The sequence below is a fragment of the Corallococcus sicarius genome (assembly GCF_003611735.1).
GTDB classification, from domain to species: Bacteria; Myxococcota; Myxococcia; order Myxococcales; family Myxococcaceae; genus Corallococcus; species Corallococcus sicarius.
Window position 1 is genome coordinate 1 of sequence record NZ_RAWG01000137.1, and the last position, 24,021, is coordinate 24,021.

Consider the following 24,021-nt stretch of genomic DNA (forward strand, 5'->3'; position numbering starts at 1 on the left):
GCCCCACCCCGTCCATCAGCCGCAGCGCCCCGTGCAGCGCCTGCACCAGCTCCGCCGGGGACACCCGCGCCGCCTCCACCTCCAGCGCGAGCACGCTCACCGCGCGCTCATAGCTGCGCACCCGATCCAACTCCTCCGACAGCCGCGCGCGCAGCCCTTCGGCCTCCAGCGCACGCCGGGCCGGGAGGGGCCGCTCGCCCCGGTGGAACACGAGCGTCACGTTGCCCAGCGTCACCACGTCCCCGCCGTCCAGGGGCCGCGTGCCCTGCACCCGCTCGCCGTTGACCCGCACGCCGTTGTGGCTGCCCAGGTCCGCGATGAAGGCCTCGCCGTCCGCCACCCCCACCCGCGCGTGCTGACGGCTCACCGACGCGTCCTCCACCACCACGTCCGCGCCCACGGAGCGCCCGATGACCACCGTCCCCTCTCCGGGCAGCGGCACCACCGTGGACGTGTTGCCCTCCAAGAGCAGCAGGTACAGCCGCTCCGGCGGAACGGCGCGCGCTCCTCCCCGCCGGGGCTCCTCGGTGTCCAGCAGGTCACGTGACGCCATTTCCTGAAAGAATGCCCAGGCCCTTGAACCCCGGGCAACCCGCCCAGGCACCCCGACGATTGATTTGCGAATCAGGGGGCGCGCGGTCCATGCTCCCAGGCCTGAGGAGACGGGTGCCATGGCCAAGATGCTGAAAGACGGGGATGCGGTTCCGGACGTCACGCTGATGGGGCCCGGCAACGCACCGGTGCGGCTGCGCGACCTGGTGGGTGACAAGGTCCTCGTCGTCTACTTCTACCCGCGGGACGACTCCCCGGGTTGTACCGTCCAGGCGTGCAGCCTGCGCGACCAGTACCAGGACTTCACCGACGCGGGCGCGGACGTGGTGGGCATCAGCAGCGACTCCGCGGACTCGCATGAGAAGTTCGTCGCCAAGCACCGGCTCCCCTTCCGCCTCCTGAGCGACCCGGATGGCGCGGCGCGCAAGGCCTTCGGGGTGGGGACCAACTTCCTGGGGCTGCTGCCGGGCCGGGTGACCTTCATCGCCGACCGCACGGGCACCATCCGCTACGCGTTCGACTCGCAGATGCAGGTGCGCAAGCACGTCTCCGGGGCCCTGGAGATCGTCCGCTCGCTCACAGGCCAGGGCGCCGCGCCCGCCCGTCCGGGCTGAGGCACACGGACAGCGCGCGTTTCCCGCTAGACTGCCGGCAGGCCTCCAGGTCCCGAAGCCCGGGACGCCGCTGCCCGTTCGCGGCCAGCCTGGGAAGCGCTGGCCGGCAGGGAGTCACACCATGCGGTGGCATTGGATGCTGGGGCTGTTGTGCTTCGGGTGCGCGAGCCTGACGAAGGACCTGCACGACGAGGACCTGGCGCAGGAGGAGATTCCCACCGAGGAGACGGTGTACCTGGTGCCGCTGGACGAGGCGCTGCTCACCATGCGCCACCTCTTCGAGGAGCGGCGCTACGACGTCTTCGAGCGCGAGGGCGAGCACGAGTTCTATACCTCCGCGCACGAGCCGGGGGTGAACCTGCCCCGCAACCGCACCTTCGAGCGCTACTTCGTGAAGGGCGCGGCGGTGGGCCCGCGCCAGTCCATCATCCGCGTCTTCCGCCTGCGCTACCGCGAGCAGGACACCGTCATCGAGCAGAAGCCCAAGTGGCTCAATGATCGCGTCGAGGAGGAGGAGAAGTACCTCGCCCAGAAGACGTTCGATCGCGCCACCTTCAACGGCGTGCCGGACATGGAGGGCTTCAAGATGGTGCGCGGCATCCGCGACCTCCCCCTGGAGCGCAAGCTGCTGACGAAGCTGGAGATGGTGCCGTCGCTGGAGCTGGTGGGCGGCAAGACGTCCGCGCCGGTGCGCTCCGTGTCCGTGGAGGGCTGGAAGGACGAGGCCCCGGACGCGGCCGCGCAGTGCGGTGAAGCGCTGGAGGGCGTGGATCCGCTGCTCGTCGCCGGGCAGACGGTGCTGGTCGCGGATCCGCTGGGCACGCGCGAACTGCCGGAGGCCGCCACGCGGATGCTCTGCGACGCGACGGAGCGCAAGCTCCCCGTGGCGCTGGCGCTGTCGCTCCCGGCGGAGGATCAGCCCGCGCTCGACGAGTACCTGGCCAGCGAGGGCCACGGCCCGGACCTGGAGCGGCTGCTGGTGGCCAGCTCCTTCTGGCGCCGGGTGTACCAGGACGGCCGCAGCAGCGGCGCGCTGCTGCGCCTCATCGAACAGGCGCGGCGGCTGCGCTCGCACGGCAACGCCGTCACGGTGGTGGCGTTCGACTCCAGCGCCGCGTCCGGCAACGCGCGCGAGGAGGAGATGGCGAAGCACCTCATCGCCTTCCGGCAGGCGCACCCGGACGTGTGGCTGCTGGCGCTCGCGGGTGACGTGCACGTGCGCACGAAGCCGGTGAGCTGGAACAAGAACTTCGACCCGCTGGGCGCGCGGCTGACGAAGGCCCTGCCCTCCTCCCCGGTGAAGGCGCTGGAGGTGGGCTTCCAGCGCGGCTCCCAGTACGCCTGCCGCTTCAACGCCTGGGAGCAGGTGGAGTGCAACGTGTACGCGCTCAGCCCGTCCGAGGAAGTGCGCCAGCAGCCCGGCACGCCGCGCAAGGTGGCGCTGTTCTCCGCGCCCAGCGACAAGGGCTTCCACGGCCGGCTCTACGTGGGGGCGCTCAACGCGTCCCCGCCCGTCATCCAGCGCGCGGAAGCCGGCGCACCCCGTCCTGTTGCCCAGCAACGCAAGGACCCCTCCCCTTCCACCGCCAGTCCCTGACAGCACGCCTCTGCGTGTAGGCTGGGGCGAAAGACAGACAGAGGGGTGGACCATGCGGTGGCTTTGGACGCTGGGATTCCTGGGCATGGGGTGCGCGAGCCTGTCGCGCGGGCTGGACGGCGATCCGGTGGACACGGAGCCCATCCCCACCGTGGAGAAGGTCTTCCTCGTACCGCTGGACGAGGGCCTGTTCGCCACCCGCCGGTTGCTGGAGGAGCAGCGGCTGGACGTCTTCGAGAACAACGCCACGAACGAGCTGTTCTCCGCCTCGTGGGAGATCGGCGTGAACCAGCGGGGCAACCGCGTCTTCGAGCGCTACCTGGTGCGCGGCGAGGCGGTGGGCCCGCGTCAGTCCGTCATCCGCATCTTCCGGCTCCAGTACCGGGAGGCGGACCAGTCCGTCGAGGTGCTCGCCGAGCCGGGGAGCCTGGGGCCGGGGCTCAAGGGCTACACCCAGTTCGAGACCCGCAACGAGTTCTCCCGGGAGACCTTCGAAGGCGTCCCGCAGATGGAGGGCTTCAAGCTGCGCCGTGGCATCCGCGACCTGCCCCAGGAGCGCAAGCTCCTGGCCCGGCTGGAGATGGTGCCGTCGCTGGAGCTGGTGGGTGGCAAGGCGTCCGCGCCGGTGCGCGCCGTGAAGGTGGCCGGCTGGGAGGCGGCGACCCCGGACGCGGCCCCCCGCTGCGGCGAGCCACTGGAGGGTGTGGCGCCGCTGCTCGCCGCCGGGCAGACGGTGCTGGTGGCGGATCCGCTGGGCACGCGCCAGTTGCCGGAGGCCGCCGCGCGGATGCTGTGTGACGCGACGGAGCAGAAGCTGCCCGTGGCCCTGGCGCTGTCCCTCCCGGCGGTGGACCAGGGGGTGCTGGACGAATACCTGGCGAGCGCGGGCGGGGACGCGGACCTGGAGCGGCTGCTGGTGGTCAGCGACTTCTGGCGCCGCGTGGACCAGGACGGCCGCAGCAGCGCGGGGATCCTCCACCTCATCGAGGCCGCGCGCCGCCTGCGCGCGCAGGGACACGCCGTCTCGCTGGTGGCGTTCGACTCCAGCACGGCCTCCGGCAACGCGCGCGAGGAGGAGATGGCGAAGCACCTGCTGGCCTTCCGCCAGGAGCACCCGGACGCGTGGCTGCTGGTGCTCGCGGGCGACGTGCACGTGCGCACGGGCACCGTGGGCTGGGATGCGAAGTACGAGCCCCTGGGCGCGCGGCTGACGAAGGCCCTGCCCCCGGCGTCCGTGCGGGCGCTGGACACGGGCTTCGAGCGCGGGGCTCACTACGGCTGCCGCTTCAACGTCTGGCAGCAGGTGGACTGCGACGTGCACGGCATCAACCCGACGGCCGAGGTGCGCCAGGAGCCCGGCGCACCCCGGAAGGTGACGCTCTTCGCTGGACCCAGTGAGACGGGCTTCCACGGCCGCCTCTACCTGGGGAAGCTGAGCGCGTCCCTGCCCGTCATCCAGCGCGCCGCGAGTGGCCCGGAGAAGCCCGTGGCCACCCACGGCACGAAGGCGAAGCCTCCGGCGACTACGGAACCCTGACGCCGCCGCTCACGACGAGCCCGTAGTCGGCATCCACGGCCGTCGTTTCGGTCCGGGCGTCCTGGACGATCTCGTCACCCAGGACGTCCACCCGCCAGGTGCCCGCGGCGGGGTTCTGGAGGAAGACGTTCTCCACGGTGTCCACCTTGTTGGAGACGCCGCCCGCGGTGGAGAAGTTGCCCGCGGTCAGGCCGTTGTTGCCCCAGTACACGACGCCCGACGGGGACGTCACGCGCAGGGACAAATCGTTGATGCGCGCCCGGGCCGCGCCCACGGTGCCCATGGGGTCCGTGTAGACCATCGTGACGTTGAGCTCCGTCTCACCGGCGGCCACGCTGACGTTGTAGGACCTGACGGCCAGCGGCGTGATGGCGTCCGTCTCGTTGATGATGAACGTCTTGGGCGCGCGGTCCAGCAGGCGCTTGAGGTCGGAGGTCCCCCAGCCCTGCTTGTTGCGGTCGATGTCCGCGTTGGAGCCGCCCGCGAGCCAGTTGTAGCGCGAGGCGCCGTTGATCATCAGCGCCTTGGCGGTGGCCATCTGCGGGCGGCTGGCGAACACGTCCGCCGCGCCGCCGTGCCCGGCCCACACGCCCTGGTGCCACATCTGGTGCAGCAGGCCGAAGAAGCCGGCCGTCTGCGGCGTCGCGGAGCTGGTGCCGCCGAACTCCGTGTAGCTGGTGTTGCTGGAGCCGGACGCGCCCCGGACGGAGTCGTAGTAGAACGACAGGTCGGGCTTGATGCGGCCGTCCGCCGCCGGGCCGATGCTGCCACCGGAGCCCCAGCTGTCGTCCGTGCGCGCCAGCGTGTTCTGGTGCCGCACGCCGCCCACGGAGACGATGTTCTTCGCCCACGCCTGCGGGCGCGAGTTGCGGGTGCCGGAGTTGCTCTGCGACTGCGTGCTGAGCAGCGGCGCCTTGAACAGGTAGTCATCCACCTCCGCGGAGATGGTGGTGTACGAGGTCGTCAGCGCGCTGCCCACGCTGGAGGTCTGGAACACCGCGCGGTACGGGCCCGCGGGGTTGATGAGCTCCTGGTTCGCCGTGTAGCGCGACTTCGTTCCGCCGAACTGGGTGGACTCGCTGTAGAGGAAGAAGATGCCCTGCCCGCTCGGGAGCAGGCCCCGGGCCAGCGGATCCACGCCCCGGGCGAAGTTGTGGCTGTAGCAGCTGGTGCCGTGCAGCGAACCCGTCGTCCCCACGCTGTGGATGATGGGCGCGGTGGGCCACTCCTGGTGGGTGGTGCGCAGCTCGGTGTCGAAGATCTCACCGCGCACGCCCTGCCCCGTCCAGCCCCTGAGCGTCTCCAGGTAGTTGGCGCCGCCCGTCTCGCGCACGATGTTCATGTCCACCTCGCCGGGCCCGCCCCAGCGATCGATGAACTGCACCTCGTTGGAGCGCACGAGCTCTCCCAGCTGCGCCTGGCTGAGCGTGGCCTCCACGCGCAGGCCGCCCGGCTCCACCAGGTCCACCTTGCCGCCCAGCCGCGCCACCAGCGCCGTCACGCGGCCCTGACGCTCCGCGCCGCCCTCGCCCAGCATGATGGAGTAGCGCTGCGGGGCGACGGCCGCCGCCCGCCCGAGCAGCGCGTCGCGCAGCACCGGCTCCAGGCGGTATTCCGGGTGGTAGTCGCCCACCCAGCGCACCGCGGGGAGCCCGGCCACGCGCGTGCGGACCTCCGGGTCCATCTCCACGAGGTAGGTGTGATCCGACAGGAAGCGCAGCACCTTGCCGCCCGCGCGCTCGATGGTCTCACGGAACTCCGGCAGCGGCGTGCCGTGGAACTGCACCAGCGACAGGGTGTTGTCCCGGTCCGCCACCAGCGCGTTGCCCAGAAGCGGCGCGTTGCGCGCCAGCGGGTCGAACGACGCCTCCTGCAACCGGATGAGGTACTGCTCCTCCTGCACGCGCCCCATCAGCTCGGTGCCGCCCCGGGTGTACGCCGAATAGGCCCGGTCGGTGCCGTCCGTCTGGCGCTCCTTCCAGACGTGGAGCTGCACGCCGGAGCCCGCCACCACGTCCAGCGTGCGCAGGCTGCTGACGGGCCGCGCCGTCTGGTGGAACACCAGGCCCGAGGGCGTCGTCAGCGTGCTGCCGCCGGCCTTCAGGGAGGTCGCGACCGCCGCGCCCGGAGCCACCGCGCGCGAGGCCGCCGGAGGAGTGCGCTCCACCGCGAACGCGCTCAGGGGAACCGCGAAGGTGCAGCCCAAAACCAGCGCGGTGACCGGACGCCAGCGGCGGGGGGACGTCGAGAACTGCTTCCGCAAGTCCTGCATGTCGGCACTCCCTTCAAAGTGAGATAAACCTGTAATACGCACAAGGGCCGCATTTCAAGTCCTGTTACTCAGTTGCAACAGGGCGTGCTTTTTGCGCTGCGGGCGTGCCTTTTCCGGGGGGTCCCAGGTGCTCAAACGGCTCTCATCCTTCGGGAGCCCGAGTCCTACACCCCGAGCGGAAACCTTTCGGCTGGAAGGCCCGATAAACTGGAACCCATGACTTCCATCTCCAATCGCCCCGCTCCGCCGCCCCTGCCGCGCACGTCCGCGGCGCCCGTCGAGAACCGCAGCCCCGCCGCGCAGCCGCGCACGCCGGCCGCGGAGCAGACCCCGCGCAACACCGAGCGCGAGCGCGACACGTTCTCTCCCGCCGCGGCGCTGCGTCCCTCGGGGCGCGCGCGCGTCACCACGGAGGGGGACAACTTCGTGCTGGAGGCCCGGGGCCAGGTGGGCAACCGCGCTTCGACGCGTCCGGGCGGCGCCCCCACGCGCCTGGGTCAGGCGACGGCGGGCGGTTCATTTGGAGCGACGGGCAGCCTGCGGGTGGAGGTGCCCCGGCAGGCGGCGACGGAGGCCATCCGCAACGGTGAGTTCCCCAACCCCGCCGCCCCGGAGACGTGGCCGGTGGGCACGCGCGCCCGGGCGGAGGTCCAGGGACAGGCGGGCTTCAATGCGGGCCTGCGCGGCGGGCCGGGCCGGCTGGGGGAGACGCTGGGCCTCAGCTCGTCCTATGACCGCACCCAGACGCAGCGCTACGAGCTGCAGCGCACGTCCGAGGACACGCTGCGCGCCTCCGTGACGTCGCAGGGCCGTCAGCGGGACGCGACGAGCGTGCGCGGGCTGGAGGGCCGTCAGGATCAGCGCCTGGAGCACACGCGCACGGCGGACTTCAACATCACCCAGCCGGAGGGCCGGGCCGCGTACCAGGACTTCCTGCGCACCGGCCAGCTTCCCGCGGAGAACGGCCCGGGCGTGAGCAACGTGCGCACGACGGACGGCCTGGATCAGGACCGCGAGGCGCGGGTGGCGGGCCGGCAGGTGGCCACCACCGAGCGGCGGACGAACCTGACCGGTGACGGCGACGGCAACCAGACCGTGCGCCAGACGGACCGCAACGTGGCCGGCGGCATCCAGTCCACGGAGATGGCCGTGGGCGCGGATGGCAACGGCCGCGCGGACACGCGGATCAACGACTCCGTTCGCGCGACCACCACCACGACGCCGGGCCAGCCCCCGCAGATCAACTACGAGCTCAACTTCACGGACCCCGCCGCCGCGCGCATGGCCCGCGGTGCGTTCTCCAGCAACGACGCGGACGCGGAGAACGGCGCCCCGTTGACGGTGCGCCTCAACGAGCAGCAGGCCCGCTCGCTGCTGGAGCGCACCATGGGTCCCGGCCTCGGCTCGGGCCAGCGCTCCATGGATGCGGCCTTCCGCTCGCTGTCGCAGGGTGGGCAGCAGGCCTTCGCGCAGAGCCTCTTCAACGCGACCGTGGATCAGCAGAACCCCAACGCCCCGCGCCGCGCGCTCGAAGCGACGCAGGCTCCGGCCGCGACCCCGGCCCTGCCCCAGTTCGACGAAGTGCCGAGCATCTCGTAGTCCCCTGTCCGGGACCTGGGCGGGGGCGCTGCCGGAGAGGCCCCCTGCCCGGCCCTGGGTCCCCATGCAGGACGTCAACGCGAAGGTCGGCACGCACGACCTGCTCTTCCTCACGCTGGACACGCTGCGGTACGACGTGGCCCGGGAAGCGCTGGAGCGGGGCCGCACGCCCACGCTGGCCGCGCTGCTGCCCGGGGGCCGGTGGGAGGAGCGCCACAGCCCGGCGAGCTTCACCTACGCCGCGCACCAGGCCTTCTTCGCCGGCTTCCTCCCCACCCCCGTCACGCCGGGCCGGCACCCGCGCCCCTTCGCCCTGCGCTTCGAGGGCAGCGAGACGACGGCCCCGGGCACCTGCGTGCTCGACGCGCCGGACCTCGTCACGGGGCTGGCCGGGCGCGGCTACCACACGGTGTGCATTGGCGGGACGGGCTTCTTCAACCTGCGAAACCCCCTGGGCCGCGTGCTCCCGGGCCTCTTCTCCGAGGCGCACTGGGCCCCGGAGCTGGGCGTCACCGAGCCCCGCTCCACCGAAAACCAGGTATCACTCGCGGTGAAGATCCTGGGCGCGCTGCCCCGGGAGCAGCGGGTGTTCCTGTTCATCAACGTCTCCGCGTTGCACCAGCCGAACCGGCACTACGTGCCCGGGGCGACGGAGGACTCGAAGGAGACGCAAGGGGCGGCCCTGGCGTACGTGGACAGCCAGTTGCCGCCGCTGTTCCAGGCGCTGCGCCAGCGGGGGCCGGCGTTCTGCATCGTGTGCTCGGACCACGGGACGGCGTATGGCGAGGACGGCTACTCGGGGCACCGGCTGGGGCACCCGGTGGTGTGGACGGTGCCCTATGGCGAGTTCGCGCTGCCGGTAGACTCCGGCCCATGACGCGCCTGGAGTCGATGCTCGAAGGGACGCCCTACGTGGCGTACCTCTACGGCTACCCGCACAAGACGGCCTACCGCCCGCTCACGCCCGCGCTGGCGCTGGAGGACGTCTGGGCGAAGGAGCGCCGGGACGCGCTGTTCCTCTACCTGCACGTGCCCTTCTGCGAGATGCGCTGCGGGTTCTGCAACCTCTTCACCGCCGCGGGGCCGAAGGAGGACGTCGTGCAGGCGTGGCTCGCGGCGCTGAAGCGCGAGGCCGGCCGCGTGAAGCAGGCGCTGGGCCCTGCCACGTTCGCGCGTGCGGCCATCGGAGGCGGCACCCCTACCCTGCTGTCCGTGCCGGAGCTGGAGACGGTGTTCGACCTCGCGGCGGACCTGGGCGTGGATCCACGCGCGGTGCCGATGTCCGTGGAGGTGTCGCCGGAGACGGTGGACGCGGCGAAGGCGGCGGTGCTCAAGGCCCGGGGCGTGGACCGGGTGAGCATGGGCGTGCAGAGCTTCCTGGAGTCGGAGGTCGCCGCGGTGAAGCGGCCCCAGAAGACGGCGCAGGTGGAGGCCACGTTGGACCTGCTCAGGAGCCTGGGGTTCCCAACGCTGAATCTGGACCTCATCTACGGCATCGAGGGCCAGACGCCGGACACCTTCCTGCAGTCGCTGAAGGCCGCGCTCCGGTATGCGCCGGAGGAACTCTACCTCTACCCGCTCTACGTGCGGCCGCTCACCTTCCTGGGGAAGAAGTCGCGTGCGTGGGACGACCTGCGCCTGTCGCTGTACCGCACGGGCCGGGACTTCCTCCTCGCGGAGGGCTACTCGCAGGTGTCGATGCGGATGTTCCGCGCGAAGCACGCGCCCGCCGCGCGGGGCCCGGTGTACCGCTGCCAGGAGGACGGCATGGTGGGGCTGGGCGTGGGGGCGCGCTCGTATGCAGGGGACGTGCACTACTCGTCCGAGTACGCGGTCGGCTCGCGCGAGGTGCGCGGCATCATCCAGGCGTACAGCGAACGCGACGCGGAGTCGTTCGGTGAAGTGCGCTACGGGTTCGTGCTGGACGCGGCCGAGCAGCGGCACCGGCACGTCGTGCTGTCGCTGCTGGCGGAGGGCGTGTGCCCGGTGCAGTACCGCCAGCGCTTCGGGACGGAGGCGCGGGCGGACTTCCCGATGCTCGCGGAGCTGGAGGCCCACGGGCTGGCGCGCGACGTGGACGGCGTGTTCCAGCTCACGGCGGAGGGCGTGGAGCGCTCGGACCTCATTGGCCCGTGGCTGGACTCCGAGGCCGTGCGGGCGCGGATGCGGGAGTACGCCTGGCGATGAAGCTCACCGTGCTCTACCGGGGCCCGCTGTCCGGCTGCAACTACGGCTGCGAGTACTGCCCCTTCGGCAAGTGGAAGCAGAGCGAGGAGGAGCTGACGAAGGACCGCGCGGACCTGGAGCGGTTCCTCGCGTGGGTGGAGTCGCGCACGCAGGACACCGTGTCCGTCTTCTTCACGCCGTGGGGCGAGGCGCTCATCTGGCCCTGGTACCAGCAGGCCCTGGCGCGGCTGACGCACCTGCCGCACGTGGAGCGCGCGGCGGTGCAGACGAACCTCTCCTGCCGGCTGGACTGGCTCACCGACTGCCGCACCGACAAGCTGGGCATCTGGGCCACGTACCACCCGGAGTGGATGAAGCGCTCACGCTTCCTCGCGCAGTGCGAACGGCTGTCTGAACACGGCGTGCGACACAGCGCGGGCATGGTGGGCTTCCGCCGCTTCGCGGACGAGGCGGAGGCCCTGCGCCGCGAGCTGCCCCGGGACACGTACCTGTGGATCAACGCGGTGAAGGACGGCCTGGATGCGTACTCGCCCGAGGACGTGGAGCGCTTCGCGCGCATCGACCCGCTCTTCCCGGTGAACAACACCCGCCACCCCAGCCGGGGCCGGGCCTGCCGCGCGGGCGAGTCCGTGCTGTCGGTGGACGGTGACGGCACCGCTTACCGGTGCCACTTCATCAAGGAGCCGCTGGGCAACCTCTACGCCCCGGACTTCGAACAGGCGCTGAAGCCGCGCCCGTGCTCGAAGGACACGTGCGGGTGCCACATCGGCTACGTGCACCTGGAGTACCTGGAGCTGGATCGGGTGTTCGGCTCGGGGCTGCTGGAGCGCGTGCCGGCGACGCGGCTGTGGGACGGCGGAGCTCAGCGCAGCGCTTCGCGAATTTCCCAGTCGTAGACGGACAGGCCGTCGCGCGTGAGGCCGGGGAGCAGGTCCCCGAAGGCGTTCGCCTCCAGCACGCGGTGGCCGTGGAAGAACTCCTCGAACATCAGGTCGATGCCCACGTGCAGGCAGTCGTGCGCGCGGGCCACGGCGCGGCAGCTCTCCAGCGCGGCCTCCCATTCACGCGGAGGCACCGCCGCGTGGAAGGCGTCCAGGTCGCCGCGGTAGCCGCCCAGGTGGAGGTTGGTGATGGGGTGGCGGCTCTGGCGCACCACCGTGAAGACGGGCTCGCCGCGCACCGCGAGGATGCGGCAGTCGAACACGTCCCCGCCCAGTCGCGCCTTGGGCCGGGCCTGCTCCACGTGCGAGCCCTCGCGCAGGAGGAAGGACAGCACCGCGTCCACCTCCACCGCGTCCGAGACGCGCCGCAGGTTGAGTGAGTTGAACCAGCCGGTGTCACCCCGGTGCAGACTGGTGAGGAGCGAGCTGCCCGTGCGCCCCAAGCGGTAGACGGCGAGGCACGACGCGGACGAGCCGCAGGACAACTTCACGAACACCTCGCGCCAGCCCGCTGCGCGCATTTCCGTTCGCAGCGCCTCCGGGGTGGTGGCGTCTTCGAGAGACGGCGGCACGGGGATGCCCAGGGCTGCGTACCGGCGCGACGTGATGCGCTTGTCGAACAGGTCCGCGATGGCTGACGGCGCGGACAGCACGCGCCAGTGCGGACGTTGGGCGAAGCGGGCCGCCAGGTCCTCCAGCACGCGCAGGAAGCCCAGGTGGTGCTGCCGGGGGCACAGCACGCGGCCGTGCTCGGGAGGCAGCGCGTCCACCTGCTCCGGGGACACGACGTCACAGCCGGCGGTGAGCGCATCTTCGTGGCCGCGCTTCAGGAACGCGCGCTCCACCTCCGCGTCCTCCCCCGCCGCGTCGACGCGGACACAGTGCTCCGTGTCGGGGAGGTCCAGGAGCACGTCCGGCGTGCGGGCCACCGTCTCCCAGGCCACGACGTGCGCGGCAGGAAGCCCCGCGCGGATCAGCGCTTCCTGGAAGAGCGTGACGCGTCGGTTGCCGGGGTTGCCGATGAGGAGGAACGGCGGCGCGACGGACATGGAGGCCGGGCGCTATTCGCCCACGGCGGCGTAGCGGGCGTCCTCGTCGTAGGGCGTCCGCTGCTTGCCGCTGATGACCGACTGGGCAGCGGTCGCGACCAGCTTCTGCCCTTCCTTCGTGAGGAAGTTCTCGGAGACATCCAGCGTCTTGAGGCGCCGGAAGACCGTCGGGTTCGTCGCCAGGATGTGGGCGCCCGCGTCGCTCATCGTGCCCATGGACAGATCCAACTCCTGGAGCTGCGCGAGCACCTTCGCCTTGGGCAGCACCTCGCACAGCTCGTCGGTGAACTCCGCGTTGCGCAGGCCGAGCTTGCGGAGGTTCGGCACGCCCTCACCGTCGAGCAGCGGCTTGAGGTCCTTCACCCCGCCCTCCGCGCCGTAGTTGTCGGATCCGAACCAGACTTCCAGCGCCTCCAGCTTCGGCCACTTCGCCTTCACGATGGACTTCACCGCGCCCAGTGGCAGGCCGCCGGTCTCCACGGTGAAGGCGCGCAGCTCCGGCAGGTCGATCTTCCCCAGCTCGATTTCCCCACCGCGCACGCGCAGCTCCCGCAGCTCCGGGAACACACGGTAGAGGGGCTGGAGGTCGCCCACGTGCGTCCACGAGATCTCCGTGTCGTCCGGGTACTCGAAGTCGCCGATGAACAGGTGGCGCAGCGCCTTGGACGGCTTCGCCTTGCCAAGCACCTCCAGCGTGTCGTGGTACTCGTTCTCGCCGTCGAAGCAGGCCATGCCGATGGTCAGGCTCCGCAGGAAGCAGGCGGATGGATGGGCCAGCAGCTTGCCGAGGACCTCCGGGACGTCCGCGGTCGAGTCGTAGTCCACCTGCCCCACGCGGGCCTCGCGGATGAAGCCCAGGTGCCATTCCAGCTTGAGCGTCTCGTCGGACACGGCCTCCTGCAGGTCGTCGCCCAGCAGCTCACCCGCGTGCGCCTCGATGTACTTCGCGACCTGCTTGCGCACCTTGGCGGACTGGTCCGCGGGCGCATCCAGCGCGGAGTGCTGGAGCAGGATGAGCTCCGCGCGTGGGTCGCCCTCGCCCTTGAGCCACTCGGCGTAGGCGAGGTAGCCCTTCACGTCATCGGGCGCGGCGAGGATGGCGGCCTCCAGGTCCGGGTTGACGGCGGACTCAGCGGTGGCTTCCCCACCGTCATCTCCGCCCCCGGAGCCTTCGGCGAGCGTGTAGCCCTTGCGCTCCTTCTCGTGGATCTGCGCCTCGTAGGCCTTCTTCGCCTCGGCCTTGGAGTCGAACTCCTCGAGCTTCTCCTGGCCGTCGGAACCGATGCGGCCCCAGCGCTTGGTCAGCGTGGTGCCTTCCAGGGTGATCTCCCAGAACTTGCTGGAGCTGCCTTCCGTGAACTCGTACCGAGGCATGGCGCGTCTCTCCCGAGGCAGCGAAGCGAAACGCCCCGGACGGTAGAGGAGCCCCCTGCCAAGCTCAAGACGGCAAGCTCAAGCGCGCGGCTTGGACGTCAGGGGCGCAGCAGCACCAGCTCCACGCGGCGGTTGAGTTCACGACCACGGGGGATGAGGTTGGGGGCCTTGGGGCTGCGGTCGCCCATGCCCACGGCCTCCACGCGGGACGGGGCCACGCCCGCGCGCACGAGCAGGTCGGCGACGGCGCGGGCCCGGGCATCGGAGAGGCCCTGGCGGGCGGGCGGCGGGACTTCGCGGCCGTCGGTGTGGCCCTCGATGCGCAGGCGGGCCTTGGGCTGGCGCACGAGCAGGTCCACGAGCAGCTCCAGGCCCGCGAGCGAGGCCTTGGTGGGCACGGGCTTCTTCTCGTCGAAGCTCAGCGGCTGGGGCAGCTCGATGTGGTCTTCCAGCACCTTCGCGGCCTGGGTGGCCTTGGGCGCGGGGACCAGGGCGAAGGCCAGCGAGGACTCGGCGCCGGCGGTCAGCTCCACCTGGCGCGTCTGGGCGAGGAAGCCGTCGGCGATGAGGTCCACGGTGTACGCGCCCGCGGTCAGCGGCACGTCCTGGGGCTTGCGGCCGGGCGCGGAGCGGACCACCAGCTTCACCGGCTCGCCCGTGCCGCGCACGAAGGCGGTGGCGGCGGTGGGCTTCTTGGACGTGACCTGGAGGCGCAGGCGGCTGGTGGCCACGGGAGTGCGCTCCACGGGCGGCGTCACGGAGACGACCGTGGTGGGCTTCACGCCGGCGTCAGGCGTCGCGGAGGGCTGGGCCACCTTCACGGGAGTGCCCGCGTCCGGCGGGGACTTCACGGGGGAGCCTGCGTCAACCGGGGTGATGGCGGCGACGGCGGGCTCGTCCTGCGGAGGCTTGATCATCTCCGCGGTGACGGCGTGGGTGAGCTTGAGCTTGAGGCGCGGATCCGGCGCGTTGGGGACGACGGCGGGGGACGCCTTCACGAGCACGCGCAGGCCGCGCTGGGACTGGAAGCCGACGGACGCGGTGATCTTCCAGAGGAAGCCGTTGGTCTCGCTGAAGAGGCTCCAGGAGCCGTTGGTGTACGTGACGCGGGACACGAGGGTGTGGTCCCCCGGTTCGACCTTCACCACGGCGAGGCGGTGGAGGCCGGGCGCGTTCAGCTCCTCGAGCGAGGGCACCGCGAGGGGCTGTCCGTCGAGGAGGAAGTCCGTCTCGACGAGGCGGTAGCCGTCCTCGGGCTTGAAGCCCTCGAAGAGCAGCTGCACTTCGGAGGGGGACTCGGGGACCATGGCGCGGAGCTGACGTTCCAGCTCGGCGCGCACCTGATCCTCGCGCGTGGGTTCGGCCGCGAGCGCACCCGGGGCGAAGAGTCCCGCGAGGACCAGTGACGCGATTCTGAAGAAGGAGGAATCCACGAGGCGCACGCAGCATGGCACAAGGTGGCCTCCGGACGATGCAGGGATACAGCCCTGTAGAGGGTGCAGGCGGGCGCGACATGCTTGCTCGTCGGCCTTTTTACCCTCCGTGTTGAGGGCTTCGCCGTGAATTCAACGTTCCGCCCCAGCGCTGGCATGGAAGCGCCGGGTTGGAGGATCCTCGGGAGGCATGGATCCCAAGCCTGCCCCCACCCCAGCGACGTCCTTTCTTTCACGCAGGGCATGGGCCTGGAGCGTGATGGGGGCGGTGGTCACGCTGGTCGCCTTCACCGCGACGGTGCGCGTGGATCGCATCGCGAAGGGGTTGGTGCAGGTGGACCTGGGCGAGCGGGTGGACGTCCCGGTGCCTGTCGCGGGGCGCGTGGCGTCGGTGGATGTGGGGAGGGAGCAGCAGGTCACGGCCGGACAGGTGGTGGCGCGGCTGGAGACGGCGGCGGGCGCGGTGGTGGAGGTTCCAGCCCCCCGGGCGGCGACGGTGCAGATGGAGTTGGTGGCGCAGGGGGTTGAGACGGCTGCGGGCGAATCCGTGATGGCATTGCTGGACCCGGGCGTCGCGCGGGCCTCGTTCACCGGGATCTTCCCGGGAAGGTTCCGCGCGGAACTGGCACCGGGGATGCCGATGGAGGTCCGGCTGCGGGATGATCCCATCCCCATCGAGACGGTCATCGAGAAGGTGGAGGGACCGGAGGCGTCGGCCCGGTACCTGTGGGCGAGGAAGTACGTGAACCTGCCCCTGTCAGAGGGGGAAGGGGTGGTGCTGGTGCGCGCGTCGGTGCCATTGCCCGCCCCCGAGCGGAATGGTCAGGCGCGCATCCATTCGATGACGGTAGGAAGCGATGCACAGGTGAGGCTGGGCACGGAGCGCCTGCTCGTCGCGTGGCTCCCGGGGCTGCGCCGTGCGTTGCCGTGAGGGCTGGCGCACCATCGCGAGTGGTCTCGCGCTCCTGTCGATGATGACCTTCGGCTGTGCTTCCGCGGAGCGCATCCCAGGCGTAGTCCAGGGAACCGAAGGTGCTCCCCTGACCAGCATCCCAGGCCCCATGCCGGCCTTCGGTCCGTTCGACACGTTCTCGGATGCATTGCAGGCGGCGTGTCCGCTCATCCTGGGCAAGCCACACGCCACCGCAGGCAGGTCGACCGAGCAGAACTTCCAGCTTCGCTGGAGACTTTCGCGCGAGTACTGCGCTTGGCTCTATTACACGCCGGACCAGAAGTTCGAGATGAGCATGCTGGCGGTCGGGCCGCTGCATGAAGAGTCTCGCAAGCGCACCTGCGGCCTCCCCTCGACTGTGGTTGACCCCCGATACGCGCCCGGAAGCCTCGGCTACGTGTTCGTCCTGCACAACCATCCCTATGACAACGTGCTGTCGGATCTCGACATCCGATTCATCGTCGCCATGGCGGTCGAGCATGGGGTGACCGTCAAGACAGAGGGAGGCGTGGTTCCCCTCTCCATCATCGCCTTCTTCTCGCTCTCCAGTAGCTTGGAGAACCCTCCCTGTGATGGGTTCTTCCAGTACATCCCAGCGACGGGAGAGCTGTTGCGGTGGCTTCGAGACGACAACGCCTGGGAACGTCAGGTCATCGGTCGGGTGGAGTGGCTAGACGACACGCGCTATCGGATCGTGCGCGAATAGGGGCTCGGTCGATGAAGCGATACGCATCCTTGCTGCTGGGGCTCGCCGCCATCGGGTGCACTCGCGCCATCGTGGCCACCTCCGTGCCCGTGGAAGATGATCCCTCAATCCGCTTCCCCGAGTTCTTCGAGCAGGCACCGCTTGAGGTCGGGGACGCCGGGCCGCCGCTCTTGCTGGAAGGAGTCGTCCTCCAGGCATTGACCCTGGCGGCCGATGACTTCCTTCCAGAAGGCCGGGCAGAGCTACCTTGCGCTGATCGCCAGGCGTCACACGTCTTCCGGGTCATCCAGCGCGGAGAGATCATCTTCGTCCGCATCGACGAGGACCCTGCCGCATGCGGACGGGCGCATCCTGGACTCGACTCGGGGGCCCGGTATGCCATCAGCCGCGACGGACGCATCCTCCGACGCGTGCTGGATGGAATGGAACCGTACACGGCCCCTGTCGATGCGGGGCCCTTCGAGAAGGCGGAGCCCGGCGTCTCCCCCTCGTTCGACCCACGACGCCCGGCTCCCCAGCCCTTCCTGGGGCCTTCCGACGCGGGAACGCCTGACGCTCAGGCGCCCTGACGCGACAGCCTTCGCTCCAGCCGCTCCAACCGGAGCTGGTGGTCCGCGGGCAGCTCCACCGGCGCGGCCAGTCGTGCGTGGTGCAGGGCCCGGGGCAGGTCCTTCAGGGAGTGCTCGTAGAGCTTCGTCAGCGACAGGTGGAGCGTCGCGCCCTGGCCGGGCCGCGCGAACGTCAGCGCCCGTTGCAGGTGCGCCACCGCCGTCTCACAGTCACCGGCCCGCCGTGCGAGCCGTGAGGCCAGCACCAGCGCCTCCATGCCCACCGGGCCACCGCCCTCCGCCGCGGCCTTCGCGAAGGACAGGGCCCTCTCCGCGTCACCTGCCCGCTCCGCCACCAGTGCGAAGCCGAGCAGGTCTCTGGGGTCCTGCCGCTCCGTCGTCCCGTCCACCCGGAAGCGGCGCACCAGGTCGCCCAGCAGCGCCGCGAGGAGCAACAGGTCGTTCGCGTTGTGCTCCAGCACCGGCACCAACTCCGAACCGTCCGTGCCTCGCAGGAAGCGGAAGTACAGCTCCGGGATGAGCGAACCGTCCACGTCCCCCACCCGGTGATGCCCCAGCACCTGTCCCTCCAGATGCACGAGCCGGGCGCCCTCGCCGCGGTGCTTGAACACGCGCCGCGCGCAGTGCAGCAGGTCCAGGTGCGGCAGCTCGGGCGGCACCGGCACCCGGTTCAGCACGAAGCGCGTGCGCAACAGCGGCCAGTCGAAGCTCTTGCCGTTGAACGTCACCATGCACGAGGACGTGGCCATGCGCTCCGCCAACAGGCGCAGCATCGGCGCCTCTTCGCCCATCCGTCGCAGGAAGAGCTGGTGCACGCGCAGGGCACGGCCCTCGAACCACGCGAGCCCCACGAGGAACGGCACCGTGCCCGTGCCTCCCGCGAGCCCCGTCGTCTCCGTGTCCAGCATCAACATCCGCGTGAAGTCCACCGACTCCAGCTCCGGATGCAGCGCGAGGCTCGCCACCAGCCGCGACTCCACGTCCAGCGCCGCCGCCACCGGAGCCGTGCCGTGGTGATGCTCCGGCGGGTAGAGCTGATCCGCCACGTGCACCGTGCCGAACGGCGTCGCCCGCGCCTCCACCGGCAGTGCCCTGGGTGGGGGCACGGGGTCCACCGCACGCCGAGCGGAAGCCGTGCCCTGGCGCTCCGCCCAGAACGACAGCATCTGGCGCAGCGATGCAATCCGGGGATCCACCGGGCCGTCCGCGACGCCCGCCTTCTTGGCCTCGAACCGCCGCCGCGCTTCCTCGCGCAGGTCCACGAGCCCGGAGGAGTCCGACCCCTCCCCGGCATCGCGAGCCACCGCCGGGCCCGCATCCCCGGACGTCAGCCCGCGAATCACCGCCGGGACCGCATCCACGGACGTCAGCCCGCGAGCCCCATCGACAGCAGGCCCCGGCTCGCCGTCCATCGAGAGGCGCTTGCGGAGCGCCTCCACCAGCACCTCCGCGATGGTGGTCGTCCCCGCCTCCTCCACTGCGGGGACTCCCGCCAACGCCTCGATCCGGGCCCGCGCCTCCACAACCGCCACCGCGGGGACTCCCGCCGCCGCCTCGTTCCGTGCGCGTGCCTCCGCGACCGCCACCGCGGGGACTCCCGCCGCCGCCTCGTTCCGTGCCCGCGCCTCCGCGACCGCCTGGCGCAACGCAGCCTGCGCGCCGTCCCCTCCCGTCAGTGGAGGCTCTCCAGCCAGGGCCACCGGACGCCGCGCCTCCGCCACCGGCGCGGCACCCTCCACCACGGTGTTCACCGTGGCCACGGGCGCGCGTGAACCGCCCGGGCCCGCGCTGGTGAGTCGTGACAGTTTGCGCTTCAGGTCCATGCGCCGTCCGTGCTCCTCACTGCACCCCGGCGACGCCGAGCGCCGCCAGCAGGTCCAGCGCCAACTTCTTGCGCGGATGCGTCCCCACCGGCGCGCTCCCCGGCTGTCCACCCGCCGCCGGCCCGATGCACGCCGGACACCCGTCCTCGCACGGACACGACTCCAACAGCTTGCGCCCTCGCAGCAGCAGCTCCTCGCGCTGATCGTACAGCCGCGCCGCCAGCCCCACGCCGCCGGGCACGTTGTCGTAGAGGAACAGCGTCGGCTCGAAGCCCACCCCACCCTCCTTGCGCGGCGGACCGTCCGGCTCGTCCCGGCTGCCGAGCGTCCGCCCCAAATCCCTCGGGTCGCTCATCAACCCCACGCACGCCACCGTGCGCAGCGCCGCGCCCAGGCCGCGCAACGCGTCGATGACCGCGGGCCTCGGTGCGTCCATCGAGCGCACCACCGACTCCGGCACCGTCAGCCACAGCGCCGACGTGTGCATCTGCATCTCCGGCAGCCGCACGTCGCCGTAACCGACGTTCTCATGCGTGTGGTACTTGATCTTCTTGTAGCCCACGACCTTCTCGATGACGGACACCTCGCCCAGCCCCGCGTGCAGCGTCGGGCCCAGCGGCGCGCCCTGGTCCTCCTGAATCACGCTCACCCGCACGTTCGTCATCGCGTCGGTGAAGTAGTCCGGCGCCACCTTGCGCACGAAGGCCTTGTGGTTCTCCAGGTCCAGCAGCTCCACCTGGTACTGCTCCGAGTCGTGCTGGTAGATGGCCTGCTCGTGCAGCTGCGTGTGCGCGGACCGGAAGTCCATCTCCGCCAGCGTCCGGTCGCTGCCCCGCTCGATGACGACCACGTTGTCCCAGCCCACGCTGCGCAGCGACACGTGGTGTGCCGGGTACGCGTCCGACGACCAGTGGAACATCCTCCGCCCGCCCTCCGCCTGTGACGGGTGCACCACCTGGTGCTGCGTGAGGAAGTCCAGCGCCTCCGTGGTGTTCTCCACCGGCACGTCGCCGAACGCGTCGCCCTCCTCGAAGGGCAGCTCGAACGCCGCGCACTTCAGGTGCTGCACCAATATCTCCACGTTGTCCGGATCAATGCGCGCGTGCTCCACCGGCGCCCCCGTGAGCGCCTTCGGATCCGCCGCGAAGTACTGATCCAACGGCGCACTGGAAGTGACGAGCAGCGCCAGGCTCCCCATGCCCCGGCGCCCCGCCCGGCCGAAGCGCTGCGACAGCGCCGCCACGGAGCCCGGGTAGCCCGCGCACACCACCGCGTCCAGCGAACCGATGTCGATGCCCAGCTCCAGCGCATTGGTGGCCACCACGCAGCGCACCTCGCCCGCGCGCATCGCCGCCTCGGTGGCGCGCCGGGTGCCCGGCAGGTAGCCGCCCCGGTAGCCCTGGATGAGCGACGGATCCAGCTTCTCCTCCACGAACCGGTCGCGCAGGTACTTGAGCATCACCTCCACGTTGTTGCGCGACTGTCCGAACAGCAGCGTGGACACTCCCGCGCGCACCAGGTCCGCGGTGAGCCGCACCGCGCTCTTCAGGTAACTGGCCCGGATGCCCAGCTCCGCGTTCACCACCGGCGGGTTGTAGACCATCACCCGCCGCTCGCCGGACGGCGCCCCGCTCTCCGACACCAGCGCCACCTCGCGCCCCAGCATCCGCTCCGCGTGCGCCTTCGGGTTCCCGATGGTCGCCGACGCCAGGATGAACGTAGGGTTCGCCCCGTGGAACCGCGCCACCCGCTGCAAGCGGCGCAGCACGTTGGCGAGGTGCGAGCCGAAGACGCCCCGGTACGTGTGCAACTCGTCAATCACCACGTAGCGCAGGTTCGCGAACAGCCGCGCCCAGTTCGCGTGGTGCGGCAGGATGCCCGTGTGCAGCATGTCCGGGTTGGTGAGCACCACGCCCGCGCGCTCACGGGCCGCCCGGCGTGCATCCCCCGGCGTGTCACCGTCGAAGGTGATGGCGCCGTGCCCCAGCCCCGCCTCGCGCATGAAGGCCCGCAGCGATTCTTCCTGGTCGCGCGACAGCGCCTTCGTGGGGAACAGGTAGAGCGCCCGAGCGTCCGGCTCGGTCGCGAAGCGATGGAGCAGCGGCAGGTTGTAGCAGAGGCTCTTCCCCGAGGCCGTGGGCGTGGCGATGACCAGGCTCTCCCCGTCCCGCGCCCGCTCGAAGGCCTCCGCCTGGTGGGAGAAGAGCTGCTCCACGCCGCGCTTGCGCAGCGCGTCCCGGACCTGCGGCGCCAGGTCCGCCGGCAGGGGGGTGAAACTTCCCGTCCGGGCGGGGGTGACGGCGTCGTGGACGATGTTCGGCCACACCTGCCGGTCCTTGCGCCACCCGTCCAGCACGGCGTCCAGCCCGCGAGCCCCCGACCACGGTGAGCGACGGGGGCCAGAGAAAGCCTCGGTTTCCTTCTCGGGCTTCATAGGGCCGGGCACTGTACAGACGTGTACCGGGAAGGACAACGCGCGTCACGCCCCCTGCTCCGTAGGGGACCGACCGCCCCCGCAGCAGCCGGGCACCCGGGCGCGATTTCATCGGAATCCGGAGCGCCAGGGCCCCGGCCTCGACTTGTCTCGTGGGCGCGACCTAGTGTCCCGCGCCCGTGGCGCTCGGAATCTTCCTCTTCACGTACATCTTCATCGCCGGGGCGCGGCTGCCCTTCCTCAAGCTGGACCGTCCCGGAGGCGCGCTCCTGGGCGCCACGCTGATGGTCGTGGCGGGCGTCGTCACCCCCGCGGAGGTGTTCGGCCACAGCGCGGACCGCGGCCAGCAGGCCATCGACATGGACACGCTCGTCCTGCTGCTGGGGATGATGCTGCTGGCCGCGTACCTGTCGCAGGCGAAGTTCTTCCGCGCTGCCGGAGCCAAGGCCCTGCGCGTGGCCCACACGCCCCGGCTGCTGCTGGTGGCCGTGACCTTCGTCAGCGCCGTGCTGTCCGCGTTCCTCGTCAACGACACGGTGTGCCTGTTCCTCACGCCGCTCGTGCTCGTGGTGGTGGAGGACGCGCGCCTGCCGCCCGCGCCGTACCTGCTCGCGGTGTGCATGGGCAGCAACAGCGGCTCCGTGGCGACGTTCACCGGCAACCCGCAGAACATGCTGATCCAGGGCGCGTCCGGCCTGGGCTACGCGCGGTTCGCCGGGTACATGGCCCTGCCCGCGCTGCTCTCCACCGTCATCGTCGCGCTCTCGCTCCTCTTCATCTTCCGCAAGCAGCTGCCGTCCACGCGCTTCACCGCGCACCCGCCCCCGCTCGACGTGGACCGCAAGCTGCTCACGCTGGCGCTCGGGGTGTTGCTGGGCGTGGTGGTGGCGTTCTTCGCGGGGCTGCCCATGAGCTGGAGCGCGCTCGCGGGCGGGGTGCTGGTGATGACGCTGTCCGGGCACGACTCGCGCGAGGCGCTGGAGCGCGTGGACTGGGTGCTGCTGCTCTTCTTCGCCAGCCTCTTCGTCGTGGTGCACGGGGTGCACAAGGCGGGCTGGGCGGAGGAGATGCGTCAGCTCTTCTCCCCGCTGATGGCCGGGCCGCCGTGGCGCGAGACGCTGGGCTTCGCGTTCCTCACGCTCGTGGCCTCCAACCTCTTCAGCAACGTGCCCTTCGTGATGCTGGCCCGCGCCTGGGTGCCGGCGATGCAGAACCCGGAGCTCGCGTGGCACGTGCTGGCGCTGGGCTCCACGCTCGCGGGCAACCTCACGCTGGTGGGCAGCGTGGCCAACCTCATCGTCTTCGAGGCGGCGCGCGGCAAGACGCACATGGGCTTCATGGACTACCTGCGCGTGGGCGTACCCGTCACGCTGCTCAGCTTCGCCGTGGGGCTGGGCGTGCTCCTGGCCGAGCACGCCTTCTTCCCGTAGCCGTCAGGCCCTCGCCGTCAGGCGTCCGGATCCGGCAGCTCGCCCGGGGGAAGCTGGCGCTCCGGCGGGATGGGCGCGGGGGCCGGCGGGGTGACGGCGGACGGCACGGTGTCCGGGGCCGCCTCGCCCGTGGGCGCGGAGCCCTTGCGGTTCTTGGGCGTCATGTCCTTCACGAACATGTCCGCCACCTGATCCAGGAGCGCCGTCATCGCCAGGCGGAACAGCTCCGGCTCCTTGCCGACCTTGAAGGGATCCAGGTGCGGCGCGCCCTGATCCACCGCGTCCAGGTCGAACGTCCGGTGCCACATCTCCGACCGGCCATCCACGCGGAACATGCGCCCGTACCCCTTGAGGTACGCGCCCGCGTGCCCGTCCTCGCTGCGCATGCCGAAGTCCTGGATGACGAACTCCACGATGGTGTCCGCGCCCAGCGGGGCCATCAAGTCGTAGTCCGGGGCGTTGGCGGGCACCTCCTCCACGAGGAAGCTCTCCAGCGCGGTGGCGACCCGGGCCGGGTCCACCGCGTCCGTCCAGGGGGCCTCCTCCGGGAGGCGGGACAGGGTGGTGACGCGCAGGCGTTCGGAGAGCTCGAAGCGCGTCACGGCCTGTTGCAGCTTCACCGTGAGGCGCCGGTCCGCTTCCTTGTCCTCCAGCTTCTTGAGCTTGCCGGAGTAGGCGCCGTCCTCGCGGAACACGAGGCTCTTGGGGCCCGCGCCGTCCTCGATGCGGGAGATGAAGGCCGGCCGCTGCACCCGGTCCAGGTCGGCGCCGGAGAGCTGCTGCGAGGCGCAACCGACAGTGAAGGCCAGCAGGATTGCCGCGAGGAGAGGGCTTCGCACCATGGAGGCAAGGCTAACCCATCCCCGGCCTCCTGGCCTGTTTGCGACCCTCGGAAGGGCCCGGGGCCGGGCCCCCGCTGCTATGCTCCCCGGCCGTGAATGCTCCCCCGCCC

The 24,021-nt window shown here is 71.1% G+C and carries 19 protein-coding genes; 11 read left to right on the plus strand and 8 right to left on the minus strand.

Translation table 11 applies throughout. From position 1 onward, the window contains the following. On the minus strand, nt 1-553 hold a 553-nt coding region (locus D7X12_RS21295), incomplete at its 3' end, for an FHA domain-containing protein (protein ID WP_158620088.1). 118 nt (nt 554-671) lie between these two features. Here D7X12_RS21295 and D7X12_RS21300 point away from each other — a divergent pair. The 3 genes from D7X12_RS21300 to D7X12_RS21310 all read left to right on the plus strand — a co-directional run bounded on the left by D7X12_RS21300 (nt 672) and on the right by D7X12_RS21310 (nt 4,300). After that, nucleotides 672-1,166 (plus strand): peroxiredoxin, encoded by a 495-nt coding sequence (locus tag D7X12_RS21300; protein ID WP_120627114.1) that lies wholly within the window; start codon nt 672-674, stop codon nt 1,164-1,166. Between the two features lie 121 nt (nt 1,167-1,287). After that, nucleotides 1,288-2,763 (plus strand): hypothetical protein, encoded by a 1,476-nt coding sequence (locus D7X12_RS21305; protein WP_120627115.1) that lies wholly within the window; start codon nt 1,288-1,290, stop codon nt 2,761-2,763. 52 nt (nt 2,764-2,815) lie between these two features. Next, nucleotides 2,816-4,300 carry a TraB/GumN family protein gene (locus D7X12_RS21310; protein WP_208719187.1) on the plus strand — a complete coding sequence of 495 codons (1,485 nt, stop codon included), beginning with the start codon at nt 2,816-2,818 and terminating at the stop codon, nt 4,298-4,300. Here the strand turns inward: D7X12_RS21310 and D7X12_RS21315 are convergent. After that, on the minus strand, nt 4,287-6,572 hold the full coding sequence (locus tag D7X12_RS21315) for a DUF8729 domain-containing protein (RefSeq protein ID WP_120627116.1): 2,286 nt from the start codon (nt 6,570-6,572) through the stop codon (nt 4,287-4,289). The two genes, D7X12_RS21310 and D7X12_RS21315, sit on opposite strands and share 14 nt — an antisense overlap. Nucleotides 6,573-6,788: 216 nt before the next feature. Here D7X12_RS21315 and D7X12_RS21320 point away from each other — a divergent pair, with 216 nt between their 5' ends. The 4 genes from D7X12_RS21320 to D7X12_RS21335 all read left to right on the plus strand — a co-directional run bounded on the left by D7X12_RS21320 (nt 6,789) and on the right by D7X12_RS21335 (nt 11,254). Beyond that, a complete protein-coding gene (locus D7X12_RS21320; RefSeq protein WP_120627117.1) occupies nt 6,789-8,171 on the plus strand; it encodes a hypothetical protein in 1,383 nt (460 codons plus the stop codon). 64 nt (nt 8,172-8,235) lie between these two features. Continuing rightward, nucleotides 8,236-9,048, plus strand: coding sequence for an STM4013/SEN3800 family hydrolase (locus D7X12_RS21325; protein ID WP_120627118.1), 813 nt, complete (start codon nt 8,236-8,238; stop codon nt 9,046-9,048). After that, complete coding sequence (locus D7X12_RS21330; protein ID WP_120627119.1) at nt 9,045-10,358, plus strand: STM4012 family radical SAM protein; 1,314 nt, start codon at nt 9,045-9,047, stop codon at nt 10,356-10,358. Before D7X12_RS21325 ends, D7X12_RS21330 begins: the two co-directional genes overlap by 4 nt. Beyond that, entirely contained in the window at nt 10,355-11,254 is a 900-nt protein-coding gene (locus tag D7X12_RS21335; protein WP_120627120.1) for an STM4011 family radical SAM protein, read from the plus strand. Before D7X12_RS21330 ends, D7X12_RS21335 begins: the two co-directional genes overlap by 4 nt. Here the strand turns inward: D7X12_RS21335 and D7X12_RS21340 are convergent. The 3 genes from D7X12_RS21340 to D7X12_RS21350 form a co-directional block, all read right to left on the minus strand. Next, entirely contained in the window at nt 11,221-12,348 is a 1,128-nt protein-coding gene (locus D7X12_RS21340) for an STM4014 family protein (RefSeq protein ID WP_120627121.1), read from the minus strand. The genes D7X12_RS21335 and D7X12_RS21340 overlap by 34 nt on opposite strands. Before the next feature lie 12 nt (nt 12,349-12,360). Beyond that, nucleotides 12,361-13,722, minus strand: a complete 1,362-nt coding sequence (locus D7X12_RS21345) for a WGR domain-containing protein (protein ID WP_120627122.1) — start codon at nt 13,720-13,722, stop codon at nt 12,361-12,363. A gap of 98 nt (nt 13,723-13,820) precedes the next feature. After that, nucleotides 13,821-15,164 carry an OmpA family protein gene (locus D7X12_RS21350; RefSeq protein ID WP_120627123.1) on the minus strand — a complete coding sequence of 448 codons (1,344 nt, stop codon included), beginning with the start codon at nt 15,162-15,164 and terminating at the stop codon, nt 13,821-13,823. Between the two features lie 250 nt (nt 15,165-15,414). Between D7X12_RS21350 and D7X12_RS21355 the strand changes: the two genes are divergently transcribed. From D7X12_RS21355 to D7X12_RS21365, 3 genes are all read left to right on the plus strand, one after another. Then, nucleotides 15,415-16,086 (plus strand): hypothetical protein, encoded by a 672-nt coding sequence (locus D7X12_RS21355; RefSeq protein WP_120627124.1) that lies wholly within the window; start codon nt 15,415-15,417, stop codon nt 16,084-16,086. A gap of 130 nt (nt 16,087-16,216) precedes the next feature. Beyond that, on the plus strand, nt 16,217-16,813 hold the full coding sequence (locus D7X12_RS21360) for a hypothetical protein (protein ID WP_120627125.1): 597 nt from the start codon (nt 16,217-16,219) through the stop codon (nt 16,811-16,813). Nucleotides 16,814-16,824: 11 nt separating this feature from the next. Further along, the gene (locus D7X12_RS21365) at nt 16,825-17,382 is read left to right on the plus strand and encodes a hypothetical protein (protein WP_147443759.1); all 558 of its coding nucleotides are present in this window, start codon (nt 16,825-16,827) and stop codon (nt 17,380-17,382) included. Here the strand turns inward: D7X12_RS21365 and D7X12_RS21370 are convergent. Both D7X12_RS21370 and D7X12_RS21375 read right to left on the minus strand, forming a co-directional pair. Beyond that, nucleotides 17,370-19,205 (minus strand): ribonuclease H-like domain-containing protein, encoded by a 1,836-nt coding sequence (locus D7X12_RS21370; RefSeq protein WP_244224690.1) that lies wholly within the window; start codon nt 19,203-19,205, stop codon nt 17,370-17,372. The genes D7X12_RS21365 and D7X12_RS21370 overlap by 13 nt on opposite strands. A 16-nt stretch (nt 19,206-19,221) precedes the next feature. Further along, on the minus strand, nt 19,222-21,639 hold the full coding sequence (locus D7X12_RS21375; protein ID WP_208719189.1) for a DEAD/DEAH box helicase: 2,418 nt from the start codon (nt 21,637-21,639) through the stop codon (nt 19,222-19,224). A gap of 179 nt (nt 21,640-21,818) precedes the next feature. Between D7X12_RS21375 and D7X12_RS21380 the strand changes: the two genes are divergently transcribed. Then, nucleotides 21,819-23,069, plus strand: a complete 1,251-nt coding sequence (locus D7X12_RS21380) for an ArsB/NhaD family transporter (RefSeq protein WP_120627127.1) — start codon at nt 21,819-21,821, stop codon at nt 23,067-23,069. Nucleotides 23,070-23,086: 17 nt separating this feature from the next. Here the strand turns inward: D7X12_RS21380 and D7X12_RS21385 are convergent, their stop codons facing one another. Continuing rightward, complete coding sequence (locus D7X12_RS21385; RefSeq protein ID WP_208719191.1) at nt 23,087-23,911, minus strand: hypothetical protein; 825 nt, start codon at nt 23,909-23,911, stop codon at nt 23,087-23,089. Nucleotides 23,912-24,021 lie beyond the last annotated feature (110 nt).

Coding starts and splice junctions, on each gene's coding strand:
- D7X12_RS21300 (WP_120627114.1), top strand. CDS start 672: ATGGCCAAGATGCTGAAAGACGGGGATGCGGTTCCGGACGTCACGCTG.
- D7X12_RS21305 (WP_120627115.1), top strand. CDS start 1,288: ATGCGGTGGCATTGGATGCTGGGGCTGTTGTGCTTCGGGTGCGCGAGC.
- D7X12_RS21310 (WP_208719187.1), top strand. CDS start 2,816: ATGCGGTGGCTTTGGACGCTGGGATTCCTGGGCATGGGGTGCGCGAGC.
- D7X12_RS21315 (WP_120627116.1), bottom strand. CDS start 6,572: ATGCAGGACTTGCGGAAGCAGTTCTCGACGTCCCCCCGCCGCTGGCGT.
- D7X12_RS21320 (WP_120627117.1), top strand. CDS start 6,789: ATGACTTCCATCTCCAATCGCCCCGCTCCGCCGCCCCTGCCGCGCACG.
- D7X12_RS21325 (WP_120627118.1), top strand. CDS start 8,236: ATGCAGGACGTCAACGCGAAGGTCGGCACGCACGACCTGCTCTTCCTC.
- D7X12_RS21330 (WP_120627119.1), top strand. CDS start 9,045: ATGACGCGCCTGGAGTCGATGCTCGAAGGGACGCCCTACGTGGCGTAC.
- D7X12_RS21335 (WP_120627120.1), top strand. CDS start 10,355: ATGAAGCTCACCGTGCTCTACCGGGGCCCGCTGTCCGGCTGCAACTAC.
- D7X12_RS21340 (WP_120627121.1), bottom strand. CDS start 12,348: ATGTCCGTCGCGCCGCCGTTCCTCCTCATCGGCAACCCCGGCAACCGA.
- D7X12_RS21345 (WP_120627122.1), bottom strand. CDS start 13,722: ATGCCTCGGTACGAGTTCACGGAAGGCAGCTCCAGCAAGTTCTGGGAG.
- D7X12_RS21355 (WP_120627124.1), top strand. CDS start 15,415: ATGGGGGCGGTGGTCACGCTGGTCGCCTTCACCGCGACGGTGCGCGTG.
- D7X12_RS21360 (WP_120627125.1), top strand. CDS start 16,217: ATGCCGGCCTTCGGTCCGTTCGACACGTTCTCGGATGCATTGCAGGCG.
- D7X12_RS21365 (WP_147443759.1), top strand. CDS start 16,825: ATGAAGCGATACGCATCCTTGCTGCTGGGGCTCGCCGCCATCGGGTGC.
- D7X12_RS21370 (WP_244224690.1), bottom strand. CDS start 19,205: ATGGACCTGAAGCGCAAACTGTCACGACTCACCAGCGCGGGCCCGGGC.
- D7X12_RS21375 (WP_208719189.1), bottom strand. CDS start 21,639: ATGAAGCCCGAGAAGGAAACCGAGGCTTTCTCTGGCCCCCGTCGCTCA.
- D7X12_RS21385 (WP_208719191.1), bottom strand. CDS start 23,911: ATGGTGCGAAGCCCTCTCCTCGCGGCAATCCTGCTGGCCTTCACTGTC.